A 23,530-nucleotide genomic window follows, 5' to 3' on the forward strand; every position below is an offset into this window, starting at 1 on the left:
TCTTCATCCCAAGCTGATGAGTCTTCTTCTCTTGATGAATCCTCGTCAAGTGATAAGGAATCTTCTACCTTCATTAATGATGAGTCATCAGAGGAATCCTCATCATTGGTATGCTATCTGGACAAAGGTAAAGTTCAAGTTCACCATCCGATCGTAAAGATACCCGTTTTACTGTCATTGTTAAAGGTTGACATTGATATTTATGATTCTTTTAATCTCTTCGTCCCAGTATCAAGCGTAATAAAGGTAAACTGGAGTATAAATTCTTTAGATTGTAAGGTCCTTCTCCCATCCTCAAATGTGTTCTTAAAAGGTGAGTTAATTGCAGATATTGAATATGTAAAAGATAATGTGGAAAGTACTCTACATTCAATCAAAATTATTGTTCCATACAAAAAGGTGATTGTAGCTGAATGGCTTCATTCTCCTAACTTACCTAGCACCCACGAGGCTGAGTATATGTTCATATCACCTGATCGCCAGGATGTTCAGTATCACCGCGAATTTACTCAACGATATGCGGAACCAGTTTACTGCGAATTGCATGGTACACATTCAATCTGGCATGACGAGTTAATATCAAAGAACGGTAAACCGAAACTTGATATTCAAGGTAAAGGTACATTGACTATTAGCCTTTTACAATCTCAGTATGTAGAATTCAACAATATGTAAAACAGTAAAACTATGTATATAAGTTCTAAAATAATATTTCTATTAGGTTTATCTATCTATCTATCTATCTATCAAAATAGGTCTATGGTCTATTCAATGATAAATAAAAAAGGGTGTCTCAAAAAATGAGTCATCCCTTTTTAACATCACTTTAAAAAGGGTGCCTTAGTTTAGGAGACACCCTTCTATTCAATTAGGTGAAAAATATTTCTCCTACGGATCCACCAGCATTTTCACGACGTTGTAGTTGAGTCAATCTAACTACGAGATCAATTGTCACTTTTTCAGTAATTTTGTTGAAGCGTCCCCAATTATCGAAGTGTTTCGGAAAGTCCATCTGACTTACTCTCGCTCTAAGCAATTTACACTCAATCGGTTCGTTCAAATTTTCGAATGTTACAGATCCAAAACTGCAGCGATCTGAACCCATTCCATCTTTTGCAAGTTCTCTGATCTCAGAAATCTGATTACTTTTTTGGCTAGTGAAGAAAGGAAAGTGAAATAATAAACCTGGAGGGATTGGTTGGAAACATTTAAACGGAACATTTACACTAAAATCTTTTATATTGCCGCTACAACCCTCTGAATATTGAATATTTTTGTGCACAAATCCTTCAATAAACAAATTTAAAGATTGTGCAAAACCTGGAGCTGCCGGGTCTGGCACAGGGATTGCCTTACACTGTGTTAAATGTACATTTTTCCTAATAGATTTAATATCGTTAGCAAACGACGGAAGACGAATATCTGCTTCTACATTTGCTGTGATAGGAACATCAGCGAGAATGACTGTACGTTCAAAATCGTTAACATTTTGAAGAGTTCCTAGCGTACAAAAATGGTCATGAGTTTTTGCAGTATCGCAAGATAGCATAGGCGGGCATTTATCATGTGAGTTACAGCCACATCCAGTATTTTTTTTCATTCAATTCACTCCTTAATAATTTTATCAAAAGAAACAACAGAAATATCCGTTATCAGTTCATTTCTCTTATTCTTTTGACTTACTATATTTTATATGCTTCAGAGCTGTTATCTGAATGGACTGATGTCGATAGACTTTCACATATTTTTTACAACTTGTACATTCTTTCATTTACCATGAAGGATTCTAAAAGTGTTATACATAAAAATGTACTATTTATGTTTTCATGCCTATGGCTTTTTATCCGAACCTATTAATCATTGAACTTTTAAGACATTTTCGATTAAAATGCACAGGCAGTGTTTTTAACCCAGAAGAGAAGATTGTTCTTTTACGTTCCTTGACGGATTGACATGTGTTCTGGGGATACTAGTACCTAGCGCAGTTTTACGAAGTTTAGTTCGGTTTCAAATTTCCCCACAAAATAACAAGAGCCTTCCTAAATGGAAGGCTCTTCAAATCTATTTTTATGGCGTATTTTTCATGAGCAACTGTCCGCTTTAATACTACACAGTGGTGATGCAAGGTGAATTCCGATACTTTTGTGCATAATCAATGCCATAGCCGAATGTTCTTCTGTGAATCAGGTTAAAAATTAAATAAAGGTTTATGCGTAAGTTCAATTTTCAGCATATAGAAATCTTCAGCGATATTTTCTTCTGGTAAAATTATCGTCCAGTTTTTAGAGATAACTTCTTTTAAAGCTTGAAGATTTTCACGAGTGATTTTGACTTCATTTAGAAATTCTCCAGTGTCAACGAAATCCTCGCCTTCCTTCATTTGAAACTTAATAGTCAGCAGTGATTTAAGGGCTCCTTTCGTTAGGAAGGTAATTTCATAACCTTCTTCGATCGCTCTCTGACATTTTTGTTTATTGTTTTGATAAAACTCCAAGAGCGTTTTCCAAGTTGGGATTCCTTCTCCTAGACTCTCCAATGCCGTTTCATTTCCTTCTTCTAGGAATAGAATCACTTCTCTGGGACTGTAACCCTTTGCCTTAATCATTTCAATCATAAGAGCATAATTTAGAGCTAATTTCATCTTTTCCATTATCTTCAATCTCCTTTTAGCCATTAAGTATGAAAAGAGGAAGCGCCAGTTTTGCACCACTCAAAATAAAGAAAACACCAAGTGGCTAATTCCACTTGGGCGGGGAGAAAGACACCACTTCACGCAAAAAATTAGTTAATATAAGTGGCAAGCGACAAGATGTTCGCCATCCACTTCCTTTAGTAGTGGGTCGGCTTCTGAACAGATAGGCATCGCAAACGGACACCTCGATCTAAATCTGCAGCCCATTTCCATTTCAATAGGGCTTGGAAGCTCTCCTGTAATAATTTCTCGCTTACTATTTTGGGCTTTAATCGGATCTGGAATAGGTATGGCTGACAGCAATGCTTGTGTATATGGATGCAATGGTTTCTCATATAATTCATCACTCTTGGATATCTCCACCATTTTCCCAAGATACATCACACCAATCCGATCTGAGATATGACGGACCATGGATAAATCGTGAGCCACGAACAAATAAGTAAGGTTCATTTCACTTTGTAAATCTTCCAACATATTAATCACTTGAGCTTGTATAGACACGTCCAGAGCAGAGATTGCCTCATCACAAATAATGAATTCAGGATTTATTGAAAGGGTACGTGCAATTCCAATTCTTTGTCGTTGCCCCCCACTAAATTCGTGCGGGAATTTTTCCATATCCTCTTTCTTTAATCCTACTTTTTCAAGAATATTAATGATGATTTCTTTTCTTTCATCTTTTGTTAATTTAGTGTGAATCTCAAGCGGCTCATCAATAATTTCTCCGACATTCATATAAGGATTCAGGGATGAATAGGGATCCTGAAAAATCATTTGCATTCTTTTCCTATAGGGCTGTAGCTCTCTTGAGTTAAGATTGGCAATGTCCATCCCATCAAAAATAACCTCTCCCGCGGTTGGATCGTACAAACGATTAAGCGTCCGCCCTAATGTCGATTTTCCGCAGCCAGATTCGCCTACAAGTCCAAAGGTTTCCCCTTTGTAAATGTGGAAAGATACATCGTCAACTGCTTTGACGGCTTGATTGCTCTTCTTGAAGAGCGATGATTTTAATGGAAAGTATTTCTTTAGATTTTTAACTTCCAGGAGTTTTTCACGTGATTCATTCATTTATCTCTTCTCCTTTCTCTGTTAGAAAGCACATAGATCTCTGTGTGGACGAGAAGTGATGGTATTCAGGAACTTCATTTAAGCATTTATCAAATGCAAATTCACATCGTTCAGCAAAAGGACATCCTTGTGCAGTGCCTTTGAGCGATGGCGCGGAGCCTTTAATCGGCTTTAATCTTGTTTTTTCCCCATCGACCCTTGGAATCGAGTTCAATAAAGCCTTCGTATATGGATGCTTTGGTGAATAAAAGATTTCGTGGGTCAGTCCTTCTTCCATCACCATTCCAGCGTACATGACTAAAATCCGACTGCAAATCGTCGCTACGACACCCAGATCATGAGTGATGAGCACAACGGACATGTCTTTTTCGTTTTGAAGCTTATTTAATAATTCGAGTATTTGCGCCTGAATGGTAACATCAAGGGCAGTCGTTGGTTCATCCGCAATTAAAAGCTTCGGATTGCATGCGAGCGCCATGGCAATTAGAACCCTCTGTCTCATACCGCCGCTAAACTCATGAGGGTATTGGTCAACTCTTTTTTCCGGAGACGGAATGCCAACCATTTTTAATAACTCGATTGCTTCAAGTTTGGCTTCCTTCTTTTTCATCCCTCTTACTCTTATTAATAAATCAACAAGATGGTCTCCAGCTTTTTTTAAAGGATTAAGAGCTGTCATCGGATCTTGAAAGATCATAGCAATTTCGCGTCCTCTGATGGACCTTTTTTGTTTTGGTGATAGGGCATCGATCCGCTTCCCATCCAAAATAATCTCACCTGCATCCACTTTCGCATGAGCAGGGATAATTCCAAGAATCGATTTCACCATTACACTTTTACCGCTTCCTGATTCGCCAACAATCCCCAGTATTTCACCTTTTTGGACGGTGAAGTCAATCCCACGAACTGCTTCCATTTTAGAGTTTCCGTCATAAAAGGAAGTACGAAGATCTTTTACTTCAAGCAAATTACTTTTATCTTTTATGTTATCCACCATTTGAAACCTCCTCTCTATTTTCCACCTGTCTTCGGTTCAACAACGGTTCTAAGAACGTCACCCAACTTATTAAAGGAGTAAACGGTTAACACTATTAATAGGCCAGGCAAAATCGCCATGTATGGTGCATTCCCTAGATTTCCTTGTGCATTTTGGAGCATGCTCCCCCAAGAAGATAACGGCTGTTGAATTCCAAGACCAAGAAAACTTAAGGCCGATTCCATTAAAATAGCATTTGCTATACTAACAGTCGAAGCAACAATGAAAGTGGGGAAAACCGCCGGGATAATATGTTTCAAAATCATTTTCTTGAACGATTGTCCCGAGGATTTTGCATATAGAACATATTCTCTTTCTTTAATCGAAAGGGTTTCAGCACGTACCAGCCTTGCTGTGCTCATCCATGTAAATAGTCCAATTACAAGAATAATAGCTTTTAAACCCGGTGTTAGATAAATGCTAACTACTGTTACAAGAATCATCCATGGAATGGAAGAGATAACATCTACCATTCTCATCAAAAGGTTATCGATCCAACCTCCGAAATAACCACTTACCGTCCCAACAAAAACACCGATGCCTGTAGAAATGAGCATTGCTAATATCCCAACCATAAGGGAGATTCGCCCTCCATATAATGCTCTCGTTAGATAATCCCTTCCAAGCTCGTCTGTACCAAATAAGTGCTTTGAGTTTGGCTGTTGCAGAACATTTGTAACATCAACCTGATTAGGAGGAAATGGTGATAAAAATGCGAAAGTTGATAGTATAACGATTAGGAATAGGAAAAGTAATGAAGCAGAGGCCGTCTTATTATTTCTAAGTTCGCTCTTAAACTTTTCTATTCTTCTATTTTTATTTATGGCCAACTTCTATTCCCCCGTTCCCTTGATTCTCGGATCAATAATGCTATACAAAATATCAGAAGCCAAGTTCCCAATAATCACAAGACATGATGATAGAAGCATGATTGCCATCACAATCGGATAATCAAAACCTTGAATGGCTTTAACAAAATAAGTCCCGATTCCAGGCCAACCAAATACCGTCTCCGTTACTACTGCACCCGTTACTAACATAGGAAGGCTCATCCCAACAATCGTTATAATTGGCAGTAAAACGTTTCTAAGAACATGTTTAAACAGAACTTCTGCAGAACCTGCACCATATGCTTGTTGTACCATGACGTAATCTTCGGAAAGCTGTCCGATTGTAGATGAACGGACATAGCGAACAAACTCCGGCATAAAAGAAAGAGTCAAAACCGTACATGGCAACACCATGTGGCTAATCAGATCGGACAGCGATTCTTCGGCTCCAATTGTGTTCATACCGAGAATCGGAAACATATTTAATCGATATCCAAAGATAAATACTAAAATCATGGCCATCCAAAAGCTTGGAATGGCAATCCCAAAAGAACTTAATCCATCTATGATTTTATCTGCTAATTTACCCTTTTTTGCTCCAGCTATAAGACCAAGAATAATAGATAGAAATAACGCTAGAATATATGCTGGGAGGACAAGAATGAGCGTATTCGGGATTCTTACTGAAAGGTCCTTCGCAATACTTTCATGAGTGACAATGGAGTAACCCCACTCTCCGCTTACAATTCCTTTTACCCAGTAAAAATACTGCATGTATGCAGGCTGATCCAGCCCGTATCTAGCTTTGATTAATTCTATCGTACTCTTTGTCATATTCGGTGTGGTCATCGCATCCACTGCATCGTATGGAGCTAGTTGGATAAGCGTAAAGCAAATAACCGATATAATGATTAATAAAGGAACTGCTTGCATAACCCTTTTAAATATGTACTTTAACAAGTAGAATCCCACTCCTTATTTCTCCATATTAAGAACTCACTATCATTCTATAATTTCATATATTAATAAATAAAGATAAACAGTTAAACTGTTTATCTTTATTTACTAATGGTTCTATTTTCTTAATAAGAGAGCTTTGACATATCTTCAAACGTATACACTGGTACTAAAGCAGCTTCGTCAATTCCTTTAATTCTAGAATCAATCGCAAGAATTCGTTTGTTCTCTGTAAGAGGGTAGAAAGCAGCATCTTCGATAATGAGTTTTTGAATCTCCTCATAGATCGCTTTACGTTTTGCGTCATCTTTCTCTACACGGCCTTGATTAAATAATTCATCCACTCTTGGATTGCTGTAATGCATATAGTTAGCTTCACCATTCGTTACGAATAATGAGTTAAATGTGTCTGGGTCAATACCCATGATGTATCCACCAAGATACATATCAAAGTCAGAGTGTTCACTTTGCATTTTCTTGCTTAATGCTGTTCCATCCATACCCACTAGCTCGACGCTTATGCCTGCAGCTTTTAAGTTTTGTTGAATAACAGCTGCTTGTTTTTGTTGAATTGGATTATTTGCAATAAAGGCAAGCTTTAATTTAAGATCCGAAGCTCCTGCTTTTGACAGTAGGTCTTTTGATTTTTTGGTGTCAAATTTATGTTTTTCCACTTTATCTGTAAAGTAGGTTGCTTTTTTCGGTAAGAATGAATAAGCAGGTGTTGAATAATCCGTTGAGATATAGCTTGCAGTGTTAATTTCATCACGGTTTAATCCGAAAGCGATTGCCTGTCTTACCTCTTTTGCTTGAACTGCCTTTGAGCTTAAATTGAAGGCCAAGTAACCGATTCTTCCTTCATCATAAGGTTTAAGAGTGACATTTTTGCTATCTTTAAATTTGCTTGAATCTGAAGGCTGAATGGCAAGGGCATTAATTTCTCCTTTTTGCAATGCCATTGTTGCCGTGTTTGCATCCATGATAATACGATAAACAACTTTAGAAATCTTTGGTGCGCCAAGGAAATAGTCATCGTTCTTTTCAAAAGTTACGCTTTCCCCAGCTTTATATTCCTTAAACTTATAAGGACCAGTTCCTACTGGAGTAGCATTTTTAGGGCTGTTTGCAATATTTGTTTCGCCATCGTAAACATGCTTAGGCATAATAAAAATGTTACCAAGAGCTTCCATACCACCCATGCTCACTGTTGGAAGTGTGAATTTAACTGTATAGTCATCTACTTTTTCAACTTTAACGGGTTGGTTGTTAAATACTAACTGGCTTCGTGCCCAACCTCCGTTTTCTTCTTTTAACATTTCATTATAAGTAAATACGACATCATCCGCAGTAAATGCTTGACCGTCATGCCACTTGACGTCTTTTCTTAATTTCGCAGTGTACGTTAAGAAATCTTCTGATGGAGTCATGCTTTCCGCTAAAAAGTATTTAATGTCATCTTTTCCGTTATACATATACAACGGAGAAAATAAAGTTTTGATTTCCATCAATCCGTAACGATCACCAGTTGTAATTACGTTTACTGCATTCCCTGGATCACCATCAATTCCATAAATAAAGGTATCTGGTTTATTTGTATCTCCACTTTTATCTTTTGAGGTAGCATTTTCTTTAGTTGTTGAAGAACAGCCAGCCAGTACAAAAGAGATACTTAGTAATATAGCTACAAAAACATTGAAATTTTTTCGATTCACTTTTTTTCCCCCTATGTAATATTTTTTAAGCAAATTCATAGAATGATAGCTGGAAATTTTATTAATAACAACAAATCCCTACTATTCTTATATGTTTTACGGAAGTTAATTTTACCTGATAATAAAATTTAAGTAAATGAGTAACTACAGATTTTCAATATATTTTCCTTTCATAAATAATGAATTAGTATTGGCTACCTTTGTTTCTAAATCAAATCCTAAGTCATAGTCTAAAAATACACTTTCTCACCTAAAATAAGAAAAAGAATCTTCAACCAAATCCTCTCCCTCCTTCCGTTATTTCGTTTTCTCCTTAGCCTTTGTCGTCACGATATTTAGTAAAAAACGGCTTTACCAGCAGTATTCATATGGTGGCATCGCCCCAAGCTCAGGAATGCACCCGTAGCTAATATGACTAACAGACGAAAAATTGAGAGTGTGCCAAGTACTTCTTCTCCTACTTTATTAAACAAAAGGATTGTTCATGCACTATTTTGGAAAGAATGGAAGGTAATCGAAGACTAATCTGCTGAAAGGGTCGGGGAAAATGAAGGCTATTACTTTTAAAGCTTTTGCTATTACAAATGAAATTGATTTGAATAAAATCGCCATTCATTGTGGCATTCCTAAGAAATTCACGTGGGAACAACCATTAATCTTAAAAGGCGATATTTTAAATTCGATCATCGAGAAAGATGTGACCGACACGCAAATGGTGATGGTTTTTTCTTTCGGCAGTATCGTTTTCATAAACCTCTCAGATTCCAATGAGACTAAAAAATTTTTCAATTTTATTCAATCCTTTGAGCAGGATATTGATATGAAAAATGCTGAAAGATATTTCGACGACTATAGACTTCATATCAAAGAATCCGAAAACATAGAACTTACCGACGAGTATGTGATGGTACCGGAATATGAAACCTTCTACCCTGAATTGATATCAACGGTGCTTGCAAAGTCAGTTGCTTTAGAGAAAACAGAGGAACAACTTGGAAAAATTCATGATAATCTCGAAACGATGATAGAACGATTAGAGAAAGGCAAACTCAGAATTGGGAATAAAGAGTTGGCGCGAACAACCGCACAAATTGTGCGTCACGAATATAACACGCTTGCTTACATTATGATTCTAGACAAACCTGAAATAACTTGGACGTCTAGCACCGCTGGAGATTTTTACGATATGATGGTGGAATTTTTCGAGCTGAATGACCGCTTTAAAATACTGAAGAGCAAAACTGACATTTTATATAACATCTTGAATGGCTTTTCCACGATTAGTCATTCAATTAGAGGGCTTTTCGTTGAATGGATTGTTGTCATTCTCATCCTTATTGAGATCATGCTGACACTATTAGAAATTGCAGGACTACTTCCATACTGACGGTAACCAATTGGAATCCATGGAGTGTGGTAACTCCCTTTCTCCATGGATTCTTAATTTTTTCACACTCCATTTATTTACAGCCCTAAACTTCCCCCGTCGAAATATCAAATTTCATTTTTGCCAAGGTCAACATATTAAACAATAAAAATAAAATTCCCCCTACAATAGGCATGATAAAGGATGGTACTGAGCTGAGTAATGAACCTGATGCTAACATGGCAAGTGGAAGCATTGTCTTTGCAATGCTAATCCCGATGCTCAAAACTCTTCCTCTGTATTCATCGGAAATTGCTGTCTGCATGAAATAGGCAAGAGGGATGTCAATCCAAGCGATGATCACTCCAAGGCTAAACATCACCACTCCGTAATAGATGACGTAGGAGTGGCCCCCCCATTCAAGACCTTTTAGCAAAACGGGCATGCCTGATAGCACCATGAATAGGGATAGCGAATAACATAACATTTTCAATAGACTTTGGTATGGCATGCGGTTCATGATTTTTTTTACTAATAAAGCACCGATAATCATCCCAAGTGGAAAGGCTGCTTGAATGATACCAAACTCTTTGGAACTTAGACCAAGAACATTATTGATCATATATGGAAGCGGAACGGTCACAGAAAAGCCCAGAAAGAAATTCAGGGAAATGAGGATGACAAATAAACTCATAATACTATTTCTTCCAAGCAAATAGTGGAATCCTTCTTTGATATCCCTTATAAAGTTGAGTTTCGTTGGTTCAGTTTTCCCCATTTCGCTGGTGCAATAAAGTTTGAAATCCATGAAAAGCATCATTAATCCTGACACAATAAAAGAAACGCCATTGAAAATGATGAAGGCTCGAATGTCAAAAAAGGCAAACACCACTCCCCCTAACATCGGTCCTGTAATCATGGATAATGAATCAATGATTTTACTTGTAGAATTCAAATTCATGAGCTTATGATCTGATACCAGGTTCGGCTTCGCCGCCTCGAGCCCAACACCGAAAAAAGTAGTAAAGACCGTCAGAAGTAGTGTCGCAGTGTAGATTAGGGTCAAATTCAACCCTGTCATGAGGCTGATCAAATAGACCGATATCAACAATGTCCCATTTAATAGATCCATCCATACAACCATCTTTTTCTTATCAAACTTATCCGCGATTACCCCTGCAAATGGATTTAAAATGACCATTGGCAGGATTCCTAGGATAAGAGTTACAGCAAAGCTGAGTGCAGATCCCGTCATCTTTAATACAAATAGTCCTATGGCAAAACTATATATGGCTGTTCCAAACAAACTAATCGATTTTCCTGTTGCATATAAATATAGATTCTTCATTTCTTTGTAGCTATTGGTTTCACTTCGTTCAAATTTTAAAGCTTCCATCACGGCCTCCTAAAATTCGTTATAAGTGAATTTTAAGCGGTCGTCACGACCCCACATCAATAGTGAAAAAACACAAATTTCCACTTAAAAAAAGTAAAAAGATAGGGCTAACCCTACCTTTTCCCAAAAAAGGAATTGCAGAAGACCTCTTCTCCTTCTACAAAATAATCCTCATATTTCCCGCCTTTATCTACAGAATCTGAAATTCTTTCCTCTAGTGCTCGATAGCCAAGCTTATATAGCTCCTCATTTATTACGTCCATCTTAAAGTGATTTCTATAGCAAGCCTCTATTTTACTATTCTTATCAAAGTTTTTAAAAACGATATAGGAAGCCAATAAGAGAGCGTCCTGTTTGATAAGATAATCAATGTCTTTCAGTAAGAACGTTTCATGTTCAAAGCTGTAATTACTCGTTCCAGCATGATCCATTACGATATCCACACTTCTATCCTGGATAGGAGTACTCAAAAAATCCGAGCATATGAAAAGAATGTTCCTTTTCAGACCGGTCCTTTCCAACACATTTTTCAAAAAACGTTGACGATCAAGATTACGATCGACCGCTATATATAAGCAGTTCTCCGGTAAATCCTGATAGATGGAACGAAGTAAAAAACCAACACCAGACCCAGGTTCTAATATTACTTTGTTAGATAAATCGCATTGGGCAAGTTTCCTTTTCGTCCATTGCCCACCTTTTTGAACATTTTCAAGATAGACTGGGTCTGTCATATGTAAATAGTCAAAAACAAAATGATTTAGAGGATTTTCTACAGGTTGAAGAATTGGTTCCCCAACGATCATGATTCCTTCTTCGATTTTATAATCGCTGCCACAGCTACATGACAATTTCCCCTCTAGAATTTGATTTCGATTGATCATCCCGTCTTCCAACGTGAGAATTCCCTTACAGGTTACGCACCGAAGTTTATCGAGCACACTTAAATCCACTCCCATAACAGAGTTGAATCCAGTAGTTCTCTTGTTTATTTGATCCATCTTCTTCTCAAGTTTACTCTTCACTTCAATTAGATTCTCAATCTCATTTTCAAGCTGTTTAAACTTATTTTTGTATAGAGATTGATAGTAAGCATCGTCTTCATAGGCTGTAAATTCTCCGAGATTTTTATAGAGGAAAATGGTTTTTATTTCATTGAGGCTAAAGCCCATACCTTTATATTCCAATATTAACTCCAAGTCCTTTTGACAACGTTCGTCAAAAAAATAATGGCTGCCATTCTTTTCTGGAACAATCAATCCTAAATCCATGTAATGCCTGAGCGTATCAATCGTTAAGCTATTATGTTTCGCAAATTTGCCGATTCTCATCTTATCAACTTCCATCATTTATTTTTTCTATAGAATTGTATTCGTTTCTGCTTTCCGAAAGTCCTACATAGAAGATGAAGGAAAATCAAATATGATTAAGAAAAGAACCCGGACTCATGTGAGAGATTCCGGGTTCAATGGCGGTTCGAGTATTATTTTATTCACACTAGTAATATTGAATGATTATTTATTAGATTGAGCAGTGAAATCCGGCATTTTAGTCAAGGATGGAAGTCCTGAGATATAGCCGACTCCGCCTGTTTTATTAATTCCAATTTGTTCATCGACTGCTTTCAATAATTCTTCTTTATTGACGGCCGTAATATCCTTCTTATCTACTTCATCACCTGGATGCTGAAAATTACTCATGATATAAGAGAAGCCATTACGGTCGTCAGCAGCAAACAAACCAGTTGATTCAGATCCTGCTGGGACTGATAAAATCCTTTGCAATGATTTTGTATCAATGTTATACGCCCATACGAAATTATTCGTATGCATACTACTGTCTTCGCCGATAAATAATGTTCTCATGGCGTCAGAGTAACTTAAGTTATCGGGACCTGCTACCATATCAACATTGGCCGTGTTCCCATACGCGTCTGCTTTCGGAAGGTCTTCCCCGATGAGTAACCCCGACATTGTTGAAGCTACGTATTTGCTGAGAATCACATTTCCGTTACTATCTTTTTGTCCACTCTTTAAATCTAATTGATATGACACACCGGATTTCTTCTTAGGTAATTGAATATGGTCAACTGGGTCTTTACCAGCCGAATCTTTTTCCATTCCACCACTTTGGTCAGAAACAGCAACATATACTTTATTATCTTTCGCATTCAGTGTGATGCCTTCCATCTTGTTGAATTCAGACGTTGCCCCTAAATAAGCGGCATAACGGCGTGACTCAAGAAATGCTGCTGCTTTTTCCTTACCAGGCTTTAGTTTCAGATATTCTGTTTTTCCATATGAATACTGCTTAATTGCTTTAAATCCTTCTGCAGGAGCAGTGGATGTTTCAAAAATGTCACTGAACTTAATTCCACTGTCAATGATCTTTTTAATTTCCTTATCCTTGGCATGTCCAAGTTTAACCCACTCTAGGTTCCCTGAACCGCCATTTTCTGTACCTGTCTGATTAAATTTTGCTGCATATAACGTACCAGCAGATAAGTCTTTCGCTTTATCAGCAACATACATGAACATGGTTGTATAATTGCCATCATCACCATAAAACGCAGTGCGGTTGTCAGGCATCATTTTCATGACTTCATGTGAGAAACGGCCCGCACTATAATGTTTCTCTACTTTTGTATTACCGTTCTTTTGCACTGTAATTTCTGGAATATATCCATAGAAATATGGGTTAGCTTTTGATTTATCCCCGAAATAGAGCTGGGCAAAGCTTTCAGTCCATGTTCTTGCAGTAGATGATGCGTCAAATTCAAAATTGCGTGCATCTGGCTCATACTCTTCCGATCCTAAATGTGTATTCCAAGGCGATGTAGAACCATTACATGGAATCCAGAGACCGTTTACCGCAGAAAAATCAATTTTTTTCACTTCAGCAGGCTTCAGTTCCCCTGTTTTTTCATCTTGATCCAAAGTCGTTAAGGACATGGAAGCTGGCACAAGTCCATAAGCAGACTTTCCTGCCGCATCAATCGTATCGTATTCATAATGTGTGACCATAAATAGCTTACCGTCAATAGGATTCAGCAAACTATTTGAATCGGGAGCATCGGAAACATAATAAGTTTTATCTCCAGGAACACTTTTATCAATAATAGGATTGCCGTTAACATCAATCGGTGTCCCTGCTGGAATTTTTTCACCTTTAACTGTTGCTACTTTATCTTCAGACTTAAACAGCTGTTTGTATGATAATGGGAAATTCCTCACCTTACCATTGCTGTATTTTACATTAACAGATGCATTTGTATACGTTTTTACCATTTCGTCAATTGTAGTTGGTGCTTTCATTCCATTAAATTTAACAGAGTCAATCTTGACCTGCTGTGAAGGCTCTGCACACGCTGATGTTAAAGCCGGTAACGTCAATGCCAGAGTAAGTGCTGCCGTAACTCCTTTTTTGCCCATACGCCTTTTCTTCATTTTGGATCCTCCTATTTACTACTTTGTCTTTCACTCTCTATTAAAGTATCCCAATGTAAAATTACCAATACCGCAACTTTAAAATTGTGTTAATGCCCTTTACAATATTAATCAATTATAAAAGAGGAACTACAACCAAAAAGCTCTATCCATATTTTTTCTGGTGCTTCTTTTTCATGACGAGATAACCCTCATCCTCTCTGGCAAGCTTCCATTTTTCCTTGAAGATAATCGCTGACCTCGCTTTTATAGGATCATTTTGTCGTTCTTTAAGGCTGCCATCTTTTTCGTATTTTCTCCCACCTTTATAATTGGTGTACCGCCGGGCTCTTGTATAACCTATTTGAAGGAACTTTCTAGCCATATCCATTCCAACAAAGTCTCTACTAGCCTTATAATCTAGAAACATTTGATAAATCTTTTCAGAAGATTCCTTTGCGATTTCTGGTGTCTTAAACCGCCAGTACGGAAGTATTTCGCTTTTATAGGGCTCTACTAGTAATACGCCTTGTTCTCCCCGGCCAACGCAATACAATTCTGGTTTTTCTCGGAAATCTATGTTGTCAAAATCCAATGAATAGTCAAATGGCATGGTATCATCCTTTTTTCTCCTGCTTTACCCCTGCACACAATTACGTAAAACAAAAAAACACCTGTCTCTCCCTGAATATTTCAGGTGATGACAGGTGACAAGCACACAGACTAATAGTTAATTTCCTAACTTTAAGTCTTCAAATTCTTTAATCGTTTTCTCGAATTCTGTTTGAGTTTTTATTACAGCATCCTGAAGATTATCCGTAATTTTACTCACTTTGACGACTTCTTTTGAAATATTATCAACATTACTATTCACTTGGTTAATCGATTCTGCAACGTTACCAGCTAATTTTCGTACTTCGTCAGCAACCACTTTGAAACCTCTACCATGTTCTCCTGCACGTGCTGCTTCAATCGCAGCATTTAATGCAAGCATGTTTGTTTGTGCAGAAATGTTACGAATCAATTTAGATAACTCACCGATTAAGTCCGTCTGTTTTTTCAGAGATTGTAAAGCTTCCAACTTCTCTTTGGAATTATCTACGACAATTCCCACTAGTTCCGATGGCATAGCTTTCAATTGAGAAATAATTTCTATAGTCTTATTTTCTCTCTCTGTAATATCAGTCGCAATTTTAAGAACTGCCTCGACCATACCATCATCGTTTTTGATTGGGATATAGGTAGCCTCAAGCCATAATTTATTTCCTTTTTTGCCGATACGTTCTATTTTTTCTTGAAACTTTTTACCCTTACCTAGATCAGCCCATAATTCTTCATATTCGCGACTGTTCCTAAACTCTTCCGCACAGAACTTCATATGGGACATCTTTTCAAGTTCCTGTGTTTGATATCCTAAGGTTTTAGCAAAGTTCTCGTTCGCCCAGATAACTTCCTTTTTCAAATTGAATTCTACCATCGCTAAATTAGATTCAAGTGCCGATAAGACAGCATTCGATTCTAATACTTGTGTACTTTTATTGTAGCTAACTGCTAGGGTCATAGAACTACTCCTCAATCTAGATGTGATTTTAACTTCATTATATAGAAGAACAAGTATCTTTTCATTTTTCAATGTTCTAAAAAAATGCCTGTCACGCCCAGAAAATCGCCAACATTCGACAATCTTCGGGTGGTGACAGGCACTCTTCAGAATCCAAAGTACGTCCGAAGTAAATAGGAAACCCACTTACAATGCGGATGATTTCGGATATTTTCTATCAATCCTTTTACAATCGCTCTATTCAAAGTCGGTTCATTCAGCTGTTGTGATAGCAGGATTAACGATTCCTTTTCAATAGACTCTTCTAATTCTTCTATTTTCTGGTCAACGGTTTCAAGGATTTGCTCCTTCGTTACTTCTTCATTCATAGGTTGGTTAAACATTTGGATCAGTTCTTCTGAAATAAATGGAATGGTAGTATGTCTTGCCAAAAGATTTGTTTTTTCCACTAATGACTTTGACAGCAAATTCAAATCTAAGTCTACGTTATAGAATAAAAACAGCTCAGAATAAATTCTCATGAATCCTTTAATACAATAAATCAAATCATATTTTATGCGTTTGACCTCATCACCATATAAACGCTCGATCATGGATAAGATTATTTGTTCCATTAATCCATCATAGTAACGAGTTTTTAGAATGAATTCCTCATTAAAGGATTGTGCTTGTTCTTTGATTAGCACCTTAGCAAAATCAGAATGCTTATGAAACGTATCGAAAGTCACGAAGTAAAATTGACTTAAGAGTTCCTCTTTCTCGGCCTCTTTGACTACACGGTCAATATCATAAGTGATTTCCATCATAAAATGGTCAATCAACGCTAAGACCAGCTCATCCTTTGACTTGAAGGATAGATAAAAAGCACCTTTTGAGATACCGCAGTGCTCAGTTATTTGTTGTATAGAAGTTGATTCAATACCTTTACTCGCAAAAAGCTCCAACGCTTTTTCCATAATTAATTGTTTTTTGATCATAATTTTTTATCGCTCCTATGTCAGATGATTGACAAATGACCACTCAGTCATTAGTATAAGAAATTGAGCATGTTAAGTCAATTATGGGTAGGTGTAATAGTGAAAGGTTTAGTTAATTTTGTTTTAAGAAATAAACTTGCAGTTTGGTTGCTTACGATTATCATAACGGTATCTGGTATTTATTCAGGTACAAGAATGAATATGGAGACGATTCCAAATATCTCAATTCCTTACTTAATGGTAATGGACGTTTACCCTGGTGCTACTCCTGAAAAAGTAATGGAAGAAGTGTCCAGGCCTTTAGAGAAAGCTGCCGAAAACCTTGAAGGCGTTAAGTCTGTATACTCAAATTCATATTCTAACATGTCAAGTATTCAAGTGGAATATGAGTATGGTGTGGATATGGCCGAGGCAAAACGTGAATTAAAATCTGCACTAGAGGCAGTTAAATTACCCGAAAACGCACAAGCGCCAACGGTTACAGCTATCAGTATGAACATGATGCCTGTTGCGGCTCTAAGTGTTAGTAGCACATCGGAAGATATTGTTGAATTAACATCAACAGTTGAGGACGTTTTACTACCTAAAATTGAGAAAATCGATGGTGTTGCCTCTGCAAAGATTACAGGTCAGCACATTGAAGAAGTAAAACTCACATATGACGATGCAAAAATGAACGAACTTGGTTTAACAGAGGATAAAGTAAAGCAAATGATACAAGCGAGTAATCTGGCTGTTTCATTAGGTCTTTACGAGTTTGAAGAAGGTGAACAAGCTGTAGCAGTTGACGGTAAGTTCATGACCACAGACGAATTAAAAGAAATGCTTATCCCGGTGACACCAACAGCCACTAAACCTTCTCCATTTGTGAAACTTAGTGATATTGCTACCATCTCAGAAGAAGGTAGAGTTCAGTCCGTTTCACGTACGAATGGTAAAGATGCGATTGCCATTCAAATCGTCAAAGGGCAAGAAGCAAACACGGTTACTGTTGTTAACGCAGTAAAGAAACTGATTAAAGAAGAAGAGAAGAAAATTGATGGTCTTGTTATCGATGTATCACTAGACCAAGGTAAACCTATTGAACAATCAGTTTCTACTATGGCTGAAAAAGCTTTATTTGGTGGTTTGATCGCTGTATTAATCATCCTTCTATTCTTACGCGATTTCAAGTCAACCATCATTTCTATCGTATCCATTCCAGTCTCTATTTTCATGGCTTTACTATTATTAAATTGGATGGATATTACACTTAATATTATGACGCTAGGCGCTATTACGGTTGCCATCGGTCGTGTCATAGATGACTCGATTGTAGTTGTGGAAAATATCTATCGTCGCCTGCACTTAAAAGAAGAGAAATTAACAGGTATGGCATTAGTACGCGAAGCCACAATTGAAATGTTCAAACCTATCCTATCTTCAACTTTAGTAACAGTTGCAATATTTGCACCACTCATCTTTGTTGGCGGTATGGTCGGCGAATTGTTTACACCGTTCGCATTAACTATGACGTTTTCACTTGGTGCTTCGTTAATTGTTGCCATTACAGTCGTCCCTGCTCTTTCCCACTTCCTATTCAAGAAAAAGTTATATGTCGAAAAGGCGGAAAGCAGTCATAAAGAAGCTGGTAAATTATCTAACTGGTACAAAGGAATTCTTAATTGGACACTTAACCACAAAATCATTACATCCATCATTTCTGTCATTCTATTAGTTGGCAGTTTGGCTTTAACTCCATTGATCGGTTTTAGCTTTATGGGAAGTGAAGAAGACAAAGTAATGTACTTAACATATACTCCTGAAGCCGGTGAGCTAAAGGAAGATACGTTGAAGAACATTGAATTGGTGGAAGAAAAAATGATGAAACGAGACGATATTGATATCGTCCAAATTTCAGTATCAGACGAAGTTGATCCGATGTTAGCTATGTCGGGAGGCGGAAGCGGTGCATTAATGTACCTCATCTTTGATCCTGAAATGAAAGATTTTCCAGAAGTTCGTGAGGAAATTGAAGAGTATGTAAAGAACATTGGTCAATCAGGTGAATGGAAGAGTCAGAACTTCTCTGCTTCTTCTATGTCTAACAATGAAGTCAGCTATTCTTTTTATGGTGAAAATTTAGACAAACTGAATGATACGGTTAAAAAAGCAGAAAAAATCTTGAGCAAAAATAAAGGCTTAAAAGACGTTACTTCAAGTACAGAGGATGCTTACGTTGAGCATACTTTTAAAGTAGAACAAGATGAACTGTTGAAGTACGGATTAACGACTGGTCAAATCGTGATGATGTTAAGTCCATCCAAACAAGAGGTCTTAACGACCGTTGAAAAAGACGGTGACACACTTGATGTGATTGTACAGCAAGAACAAAAGGCACAACCGAAATCTATCGATGATATTTTAGCCACAAAAGTCCCTACTGCTCTTGGAACAACGATGCCACTTTCTGAACTTGTAAAAGTTGAAAAAGGAACAACGTTAAATACGCTTGCACGTAGTCACGGGGAATATCACGCAACCGTTTCAGGTACTATCATTGGTAAAGATATTTCCAAGGCAACATCTGAAGCTGATAAAGATATTAAAAAACTAGACTTACCTAAAGGTGTTTCAGTTGATGTCGGTGGTGTCGCGGCGGATATGACTGAAACATTTACACAGCTTGGTTTAGCCATGCTGGCAGCCATCGCCATCGTTTACTTCATCCTAGTTGTAACATTTGGTGAAGGCGTCGCACCATTCTCCATCCTATTCTCATTACCATTTGCGGTAATCGGAGCATTTGTCGGGTTATTGATCGGCGGTGAAACCATCTCGGTATCCGTCATGATGGGTCTATTGATGTTAATCGGGATTGTTGTCACGAACGCAATCGTACTTGTCGACCGGATTATTCATATGGAACGTGATGGCATGAACATGCGTGAGGCAATCCTCGAAGCTGGAGCAACACGTCTACGTCCAATCCTTATGACAGCCATCGCAACGATCGGTGCGTTGATTCCGTTAGCGATTGGATCTGGGGGAGGCGGTTTAATCTCCAAAGGTCTTGGCATCACCGTAATCGGCGGCTTAACAAGTTCAACGTTGTTAACATTGATTATTGTTCCAATCGTTTATGAAGTATTATCTAAGATGTTTAAGAAGAACCGTAAGGAAATTGAAGCAAACTAACGGTTCTCAATAATTAAATGTGCCTGTCCTCGCAAGGGACAGGCACATTTAATTTTATTGGATTGTCCCACCAGCTTGGACGTAGCGCGCGTTAAATTCCTGAACAAATTGATTAGTGATAGCTGAATCATGGATTATCAACATATTTTCGTCATTTACATTATTGCCGTTGTTGCTCCAGTTTGTAGATCCAACAATAACGGTTGGGTCACTAGTTGTATCCGCATCAATCAACATCGTCTTGCTGTGCAGCTTTCGCACTTCTGCATCCGCATAAACAGGCGCTGGATTTTTCCAGCGGGTATTAGGATTATTAACACTCGTTTGGGAGGCAGTTCTTCCCGTCATATCAACACTAGCTGACCACCATTGATTCCAGAAATCTGAGTCAAACAGTCCCTTCACATCAAATCCCGTAAGCGTTCCTTCAAGGTCATTGTATGACCCTTCCCACTTGTTTTTCAGCTCATCGGCTATTGCTTGATCACTCCAAGCAAAAATAGAGAAGTACGTATTGAATTGTGCCTCATTCCGAATAAGTTCAGCCATTTTGCCAACAGCATTGTCACCAGCAGAGAAGTATATCTCAACTTTTTTGCCATTAATATTAATCACATGTGTCGTGTTATCCGTCTTGCGGCTGCTAAAGTTTGATGCAACAGGATCAGGATTCAATGTAGCAGTACCCCACATTTCATTGAATTCAGTTTCGTAAATACCTGCAAGTTGCGGCCAGTTAATTTCAACAATCTGATTTTGGTTCCCATCTAGAATACCTTGTTGCATGTTTTCATCAGATCCATAGAGCCCAGTCACAGTAAAATTCCATGTCCCCGTAAATACCCAGCGATCATCAATAATTGCAATTTTATTATGCATCTGGTTCCCAGGACCGTAGTAGCTTCCTGCGGATTTAGATTCTGCATCTACAAATAGTCGTCCAGTTACAGCAGTGCTTCCAACTGTCACTGAAACTTGATTGATATCATTTGCAGATGAGGGAAGCCCTTTGCTTGTTCTTTTTGTACTATCTTCTACCGCGAACATTGGTGAATCAGACAAAATCACGATATCATCTGCAGTCCCGATTGTTAGATCTTTTCCGCGAACCATTTTTTCCAAATACAGACGCATAGTTTCGAATCGCTCTGCATAATGAGGATCCGCTGAATCTTTGGAATCAGCAATGACACGAACATCAACACCTTCTGCTGCTTTCGTAATTAGTGTATCTACCACGCGAGGGAGGTTAATTTCATATGTTGCAAAATCGATGCTTTTCGTTGCTGAATTAAGGCGCTTTATTAATACATCTTCAAAATTCACGTTATAGTTTGCTTCGTTTCCAGCTGATGAATATTGAGGAAATGCACATTTGTTAAAATAGACATTCATTGCTCCTTCAGCTTCGGATACGCTATTTATATGTTGGCTCCTATCATTACAAACATTAGATGTTGGTGAAGACGTTGTTGAACTACCGCCTTCATCTATAGCTCCACTTCCATCTGTACCTGTAGAATTAAGAGCTTTCGGTGTCCCAAATCCAGCCGCATAGCTCTTGTTAGCAGTCGCCCAATTAGAAGCGGAAATTCCTCCAGCATTTGGATCAATACGCTCCATTGTTGCTTTTGATGAATTATCTCCGGCATACCATGTGTCGACTTCATCTACTGTCGTTCCTGCTTGATCAATGAGTTTAAGATGTTCTGCACTATTTCCCAACGCTCCGCTGTATGTAAGATCTGCTGCAACATCAGATACAGTTTGGTCATCGGTTCTTTCCAATAAGAAATAGCCATATGCCGGTATCGTTCCTTTGAGAGAAATGGCAGGTGTCCCATCCGCAGCACTTAACTTCCAGCCATCTAGTACTACCGGAGAAGCGGAATGATTGTATAGCTCAATCCATTCATCATTGTAATCTGTGGATGTTCCCATCCAGGCTATTTCATTAATTACCAACTTCTCTGTTCCAGCCGCTTCTGCGTTTGGAACAGTGTTCAGCATTGACGGAAAAAGAATAGAAGACAATAGAATTAAAGCCGGAAAAACAGAAATCAACTTCTTCAACTTGACTACCCCCTCAAATATAAATCCAAGATAATCATAATGTAAAAAAGTTGTCGAAATATATTGAAATTGTAAATTTTACAAAAACAGTTCATTTGGATTGGTTTAATATTAAACTGCATTCTTTACTTAAAGCTAAATACCTAAACAGCTGCCAATCAAATTCCATAAATCATTTCTCCTTTAAACCCATTCATATCTTTTTTCCCACACATACAAATTGGGGGAATATCAACATTTACAATTAATTAAAAAATGCCTGTTTAAAAAAGGGGCCTGACCCCCGTACGCTAATAGATTATTGTTCCAATCGTTTATGAAGTATTATCTAAGATGTTTAAGAAAAACCGTAAGGAAATTGAAGCAAACTAAAAAGTTAAGCCCTGTCAGATTTTTATTCATCTCGCAGGGCTTTTTTTAGGTTCGCCCTTAAATTCCTGTCATATTTTAAAGTTTGTTCCAAATCATAATGGGTAGTTGTACTTATATTGATGAAAGGAGCCTTTTAAATGTGGAATGCAGCAATGTGGGGCGGTATCTCAGGTTCGGCAGTATTGGTCGGTGCGATAGCCGCCTTGTTCTTATCTATCCCTAAGAAAATTATCGGTTATATTATGGCATTTGGTACCGGTGTATTAATTGGGGCAGCTTCTTATGAACTACTTGGCGACGCGGTTCATAATGGAGGAATCACCTCAACTAGCATTGGGTTTGTTACGGGCGCTGCCGTCTTTACCCTTTTTGATTATCTCGTTTCCAAAAGAGGTGCTTCCCATCGAAAGCGCTCCGAAAAAAAGGCTGTAGAAAGTGCCGGTATCGCTATATTCATTGGAACCTTAATAGATGCCATACCTGAGTCCATCATGATTGGGTCAAGTCTTCTGGGAAATCAATCGGTAAGCTTTCTTTTAGTGATCGCTATCTTTATCAGTAATATTCCAGAAGGACTCTCCAGTACAGTCGGGATGAAAAACAGTGGCTATTCCAAAGCAAAGATTTTATTTTTATGGATTTCTGTTTTGCTCATTTCCTCTTTTGCCTCGTGGGCAGGATATTTTTTCCTCGATGGTGCTTCTGATGCCTTTATGTCTGGAATCGCAGCTTTTGCAGGTGGAGGAATTATTGCGATGATTGCTTCGACAATGATGCCTGAGGCCTATGAAGACAGTGGACCGACGACAGGATTAATTGCTGCACTTGGTTTGTTAGCTTCATTATTGCTTGATCATTTTTCTTGAAAACACTAAAAATGAA

At 37.9% G+C, this 23,530-nt stretch carries 18 protein-coding genes; 4 read left to right on the plus strand and 14 right to left on the minus strand.

All coding sequences use genetic code 11. The features are described 5' to 3' along the window. Positions 1 to 675: hypothetical protein (locus tag BMZ31_RS12535; protein WP_175478096.1), on the plus strand; the 675-nt coding region annotated here is incomplete at its 5' end. Between the two features lie 193 nt (positions 676 to 868). On the opposite strand, the gene BMZ31_RS12540 is transcribed toward BMZ31_RS12535, so the two are convergent. The 7 genes from BMZ31_RS12540 to BMZ31_RS12570 all read right to left on the minus strand — a co-directional run bounded on the left by BMZ31_RS12540 (position 869) and on the right by BMZ31_RS12570 (position 8,301). Beyond that, the gene (locus BMZ31_RS12540; RefSeq protein ID WP_090832113.1) at positions 869 to 1,600 is read right to left on the minus strand and encodes a CsxC family protein; all 732 of its coding nucleotides are present in this window, start codon (positions 1,598 to 1,600) and stop codon (positions 869 to 871) included. A gap of 588 nt (positions 1,601 to 2,188) precedes the next feature. Then, positions 2,189 to 2,650, minus strand: coding sequence for a hypothetical protein (locus BMZ31_RS12545; RefSeq protein ID WP_090832114.1), 462 nt, complete (start codon positions 2,648 to 2,650; stop codon positions 2,189 to 2,191). A 135-nt stretch (positions 2,651 to 2,785) separates the two neighbouring features. Beyond that, positions 2,786 to 3,766 carry an ABC transporter ATP-binding protein gene (locus BMZ31_RS12550; RefSeq protein WP_090832115.1) on the minus strand — a complete coding sequence of 327 codons (981 nt, stop codon included), beginning with the start codon at positions 3,764 to 3,766 and terminating at the stop codon, positions 2,786 to 2,788. After that, the gene (locus tag BMZ31_RS12555; protein ID WP_090832116.1) at positions 3,759 to 4,763 is read right to left on the minus strand and encodes an ABC transporter ATP-binding protein; all 1,005 of its coding nucleotides are present in this window, start codon (positions 4,761 to 4,763) and stop codon (positions 3,759 to 3,761) included. Before BMZ31_RS12555 ends, BMZ31_RS12550 begins: the two co-directional genes overlap by 8 nt. A gap of 14 nt (positions 4,764 to 4,777) precedes the next feature. Continuing rightward, positions 4,778 to 5,632, minus strand: a complete 855-nt coding sequence (locus BMZ31_RS12560; protein ID WP_090832117.1) for an ABC transporter permease — start codon at positions 5,630 to 5,632, stop codon at positions 4,778 to 4,780. A 3-nt stretch (positions 5,633 to 5,635) separates the two neighbouring features. Next, positions 5,636 to 6,592, minus strand: coding sequence for an ABC transporter permease (locus tag BMZ31_RS12565; RefSeq protein ID WP_090832438.1), 957 nt, complete (start codon positions 6,590 to 6,592; stop codon positions 5,636 to 5,638). A 122-nt stretch (positions 6,593 to 6,714) separates the two neighbouring features. Beyond that, positions 6,715 to 8,301, minus strand: a complete 1,587-nt coding sequence (locus BMZ31_RS12570) for an ABC transporter substrate-binding protein (protein ID WP_217642761.1) — start codon at positions 8,299 to 8,301, stop codon at positions 6,715 to 6,717. A 547-nt stretch (positions 8,302 to 8,848) separates the two neighbouring features. Between BMZ31_RS12570 and BMZ31_RS12575 the strand changes: the two genes are divergently transcribed. Further along, complete coding sequence (locus tag BMZ31_RS12575) at positions 8,849 to 9,688, plus strand: RMD1 family protein (RefSeq protein ID WP_090832119.1); 840 nt, start codon at positions 8,849 to 8,851, stop codon at positions 9,686 to 9,688. Between the two features lie 85 nt (positions 9,689 to 9,773). On the opposite strand, the gene BMZ31_RS12580 is transcribed toward BMZ31_RS12575, so the two are convergent. The 6 genes from BMZ31_RS12580 to BMZ31_RS12605 form a co-directional block, all read right to left on the minus strand. Beyond that, the gene (locus tag BMZ31_RS12580; protein WP_090832120.1) at positions 9,774 to 11,063 is read right to left on the minus strand and encodes an MFS transporter; all 1,290 of its coding nucleotides are present in this window, start codon (positions 11,061 to 11,063) and stop codon (positions 9,774 to 9,776) included. A gap of 113 nt (positions 11,064 to 11,176) precedes the next feature. Further along, positions 11,177 to 12,394: a MerR family transcriptional regulator gene (locus BMZ31_RS12585; protein ID WP_090832121.1), complete on the minus strand. Its 1,218-nt coding sequence runs from the start codon at positions 12,392 to 12,394 to the stop codon at positions 11,177 to 11,179. Between the two features lie 183 nt (positions 12,395 to 12,577). After that, complete coding sequence (locus BMZ31_RS12590) at positions 12,578 to 14,509, minus strand: PhoX family protein (RefSeq protein WP_090832122.1); 1,932 nt, start codon at positions 14,507 to 14,509, stop codon at positions 12,578 to 12,580. A gap of 145 nt (positions 14,510 to 14,654) precedes the next feature. Continuing rightward, on the minus strand, positions 14,655 to 15,101 hold the full coding sequence (locus BMZ31_RS12595; RefSeq protein ID WP_090832123.1) for a DUF4385 domain-containing protein: 447 nt from the start codon (positions 15,099 to 15,101) through the stop codon (positions 14,655 to 14,657). 117 nt (positions 15,102 to 15,218) lie between these two features. Continuing rightward, complete coding sequence (locus BMZ31_RS12600; RefSeq protein ID WP_090832124.1) at positions 15,219 to 16,049, minus strand: methyl-accepting chemotaxis protein; 831 nt, start codon at positions 16,047 to 16,049, stop codon at positions 15,219 to 15,221. A 146-nt stretch (positions 16,050 to 16,195) separates the two neighbouring features. After that, on the minus strand, positions 16,196 to 17,026 hold the full coding sequence (locus BMZ31_RS12605; protein WP_090832125.1) for a TetR/AcrR family transcriptional regulator: 831 nt from the start codon (positions 17,024 to 17,026) through the stop codon (positions 16,196 to 16,198). 99 nt (positions 17,027 to 17,125) lie between these two features. On the opposite strand from BMZ31_RS12605, the gene BMZ31_RS12610 reads away from it, so the two are divergent. Beyond that, on the plus strand, positions 17,126 to 20,203 hold the full coding sequence (locus BMZ31_RS12610) for an efflux RND transporter permease subunit (RefSeq protein WP_090832440.1): 3,078 nt from the start codon (positions 17,126 to 17,128) through the stop codon (positions 20,201 to 20,203). Positions 20,204 to 20,257: 54 nt separating this feature from the next. On the opposite strand, the gene BMZ31_RS12615 is transcribed toward BMZ31_RS12610, so the two are convergent. Continuing rightward, positions 20,258 to 22,276, minus strand: a complete 2,019-nt coding sequence (locus tag BMZ31_RS12615) for a phospholipase D-like domain-containing protein (protein ID WP_254778790.1) — start codon at positions 22,274 to 22,276, stop codon at positions 20,258 to 20,260. A 509-nt stretch (positions 22,277 to 22,785) separates the two neighbouring features. Between BMZ31_RS12615 and BMZ31_RS12620 the strand changes: the two genes are divergently transcribed. Then, positions 22,786 to 23,514, plus strand: coding sequence for a ZIP family metal transporter (locus BMZ31_RS12620; protein ID WP_090832126.1), 729 nt, complete (start codon positions 22,786 to 22,788; stop codon positions 23,512 to 23,514). The last annotated feature ends 16 nt before the right edge of the window (positions 23,515 to 23,530 follow it).

Origin of the sequence: Bacillus sp. cl95, assembly GCF_900115925.1 — a bacterium.
Classification (GTDB): domain Bacteria; phylum Bacillota; class Bacilli; order Bacillales; family Cytobacillaceae; genus Neobacillus_A.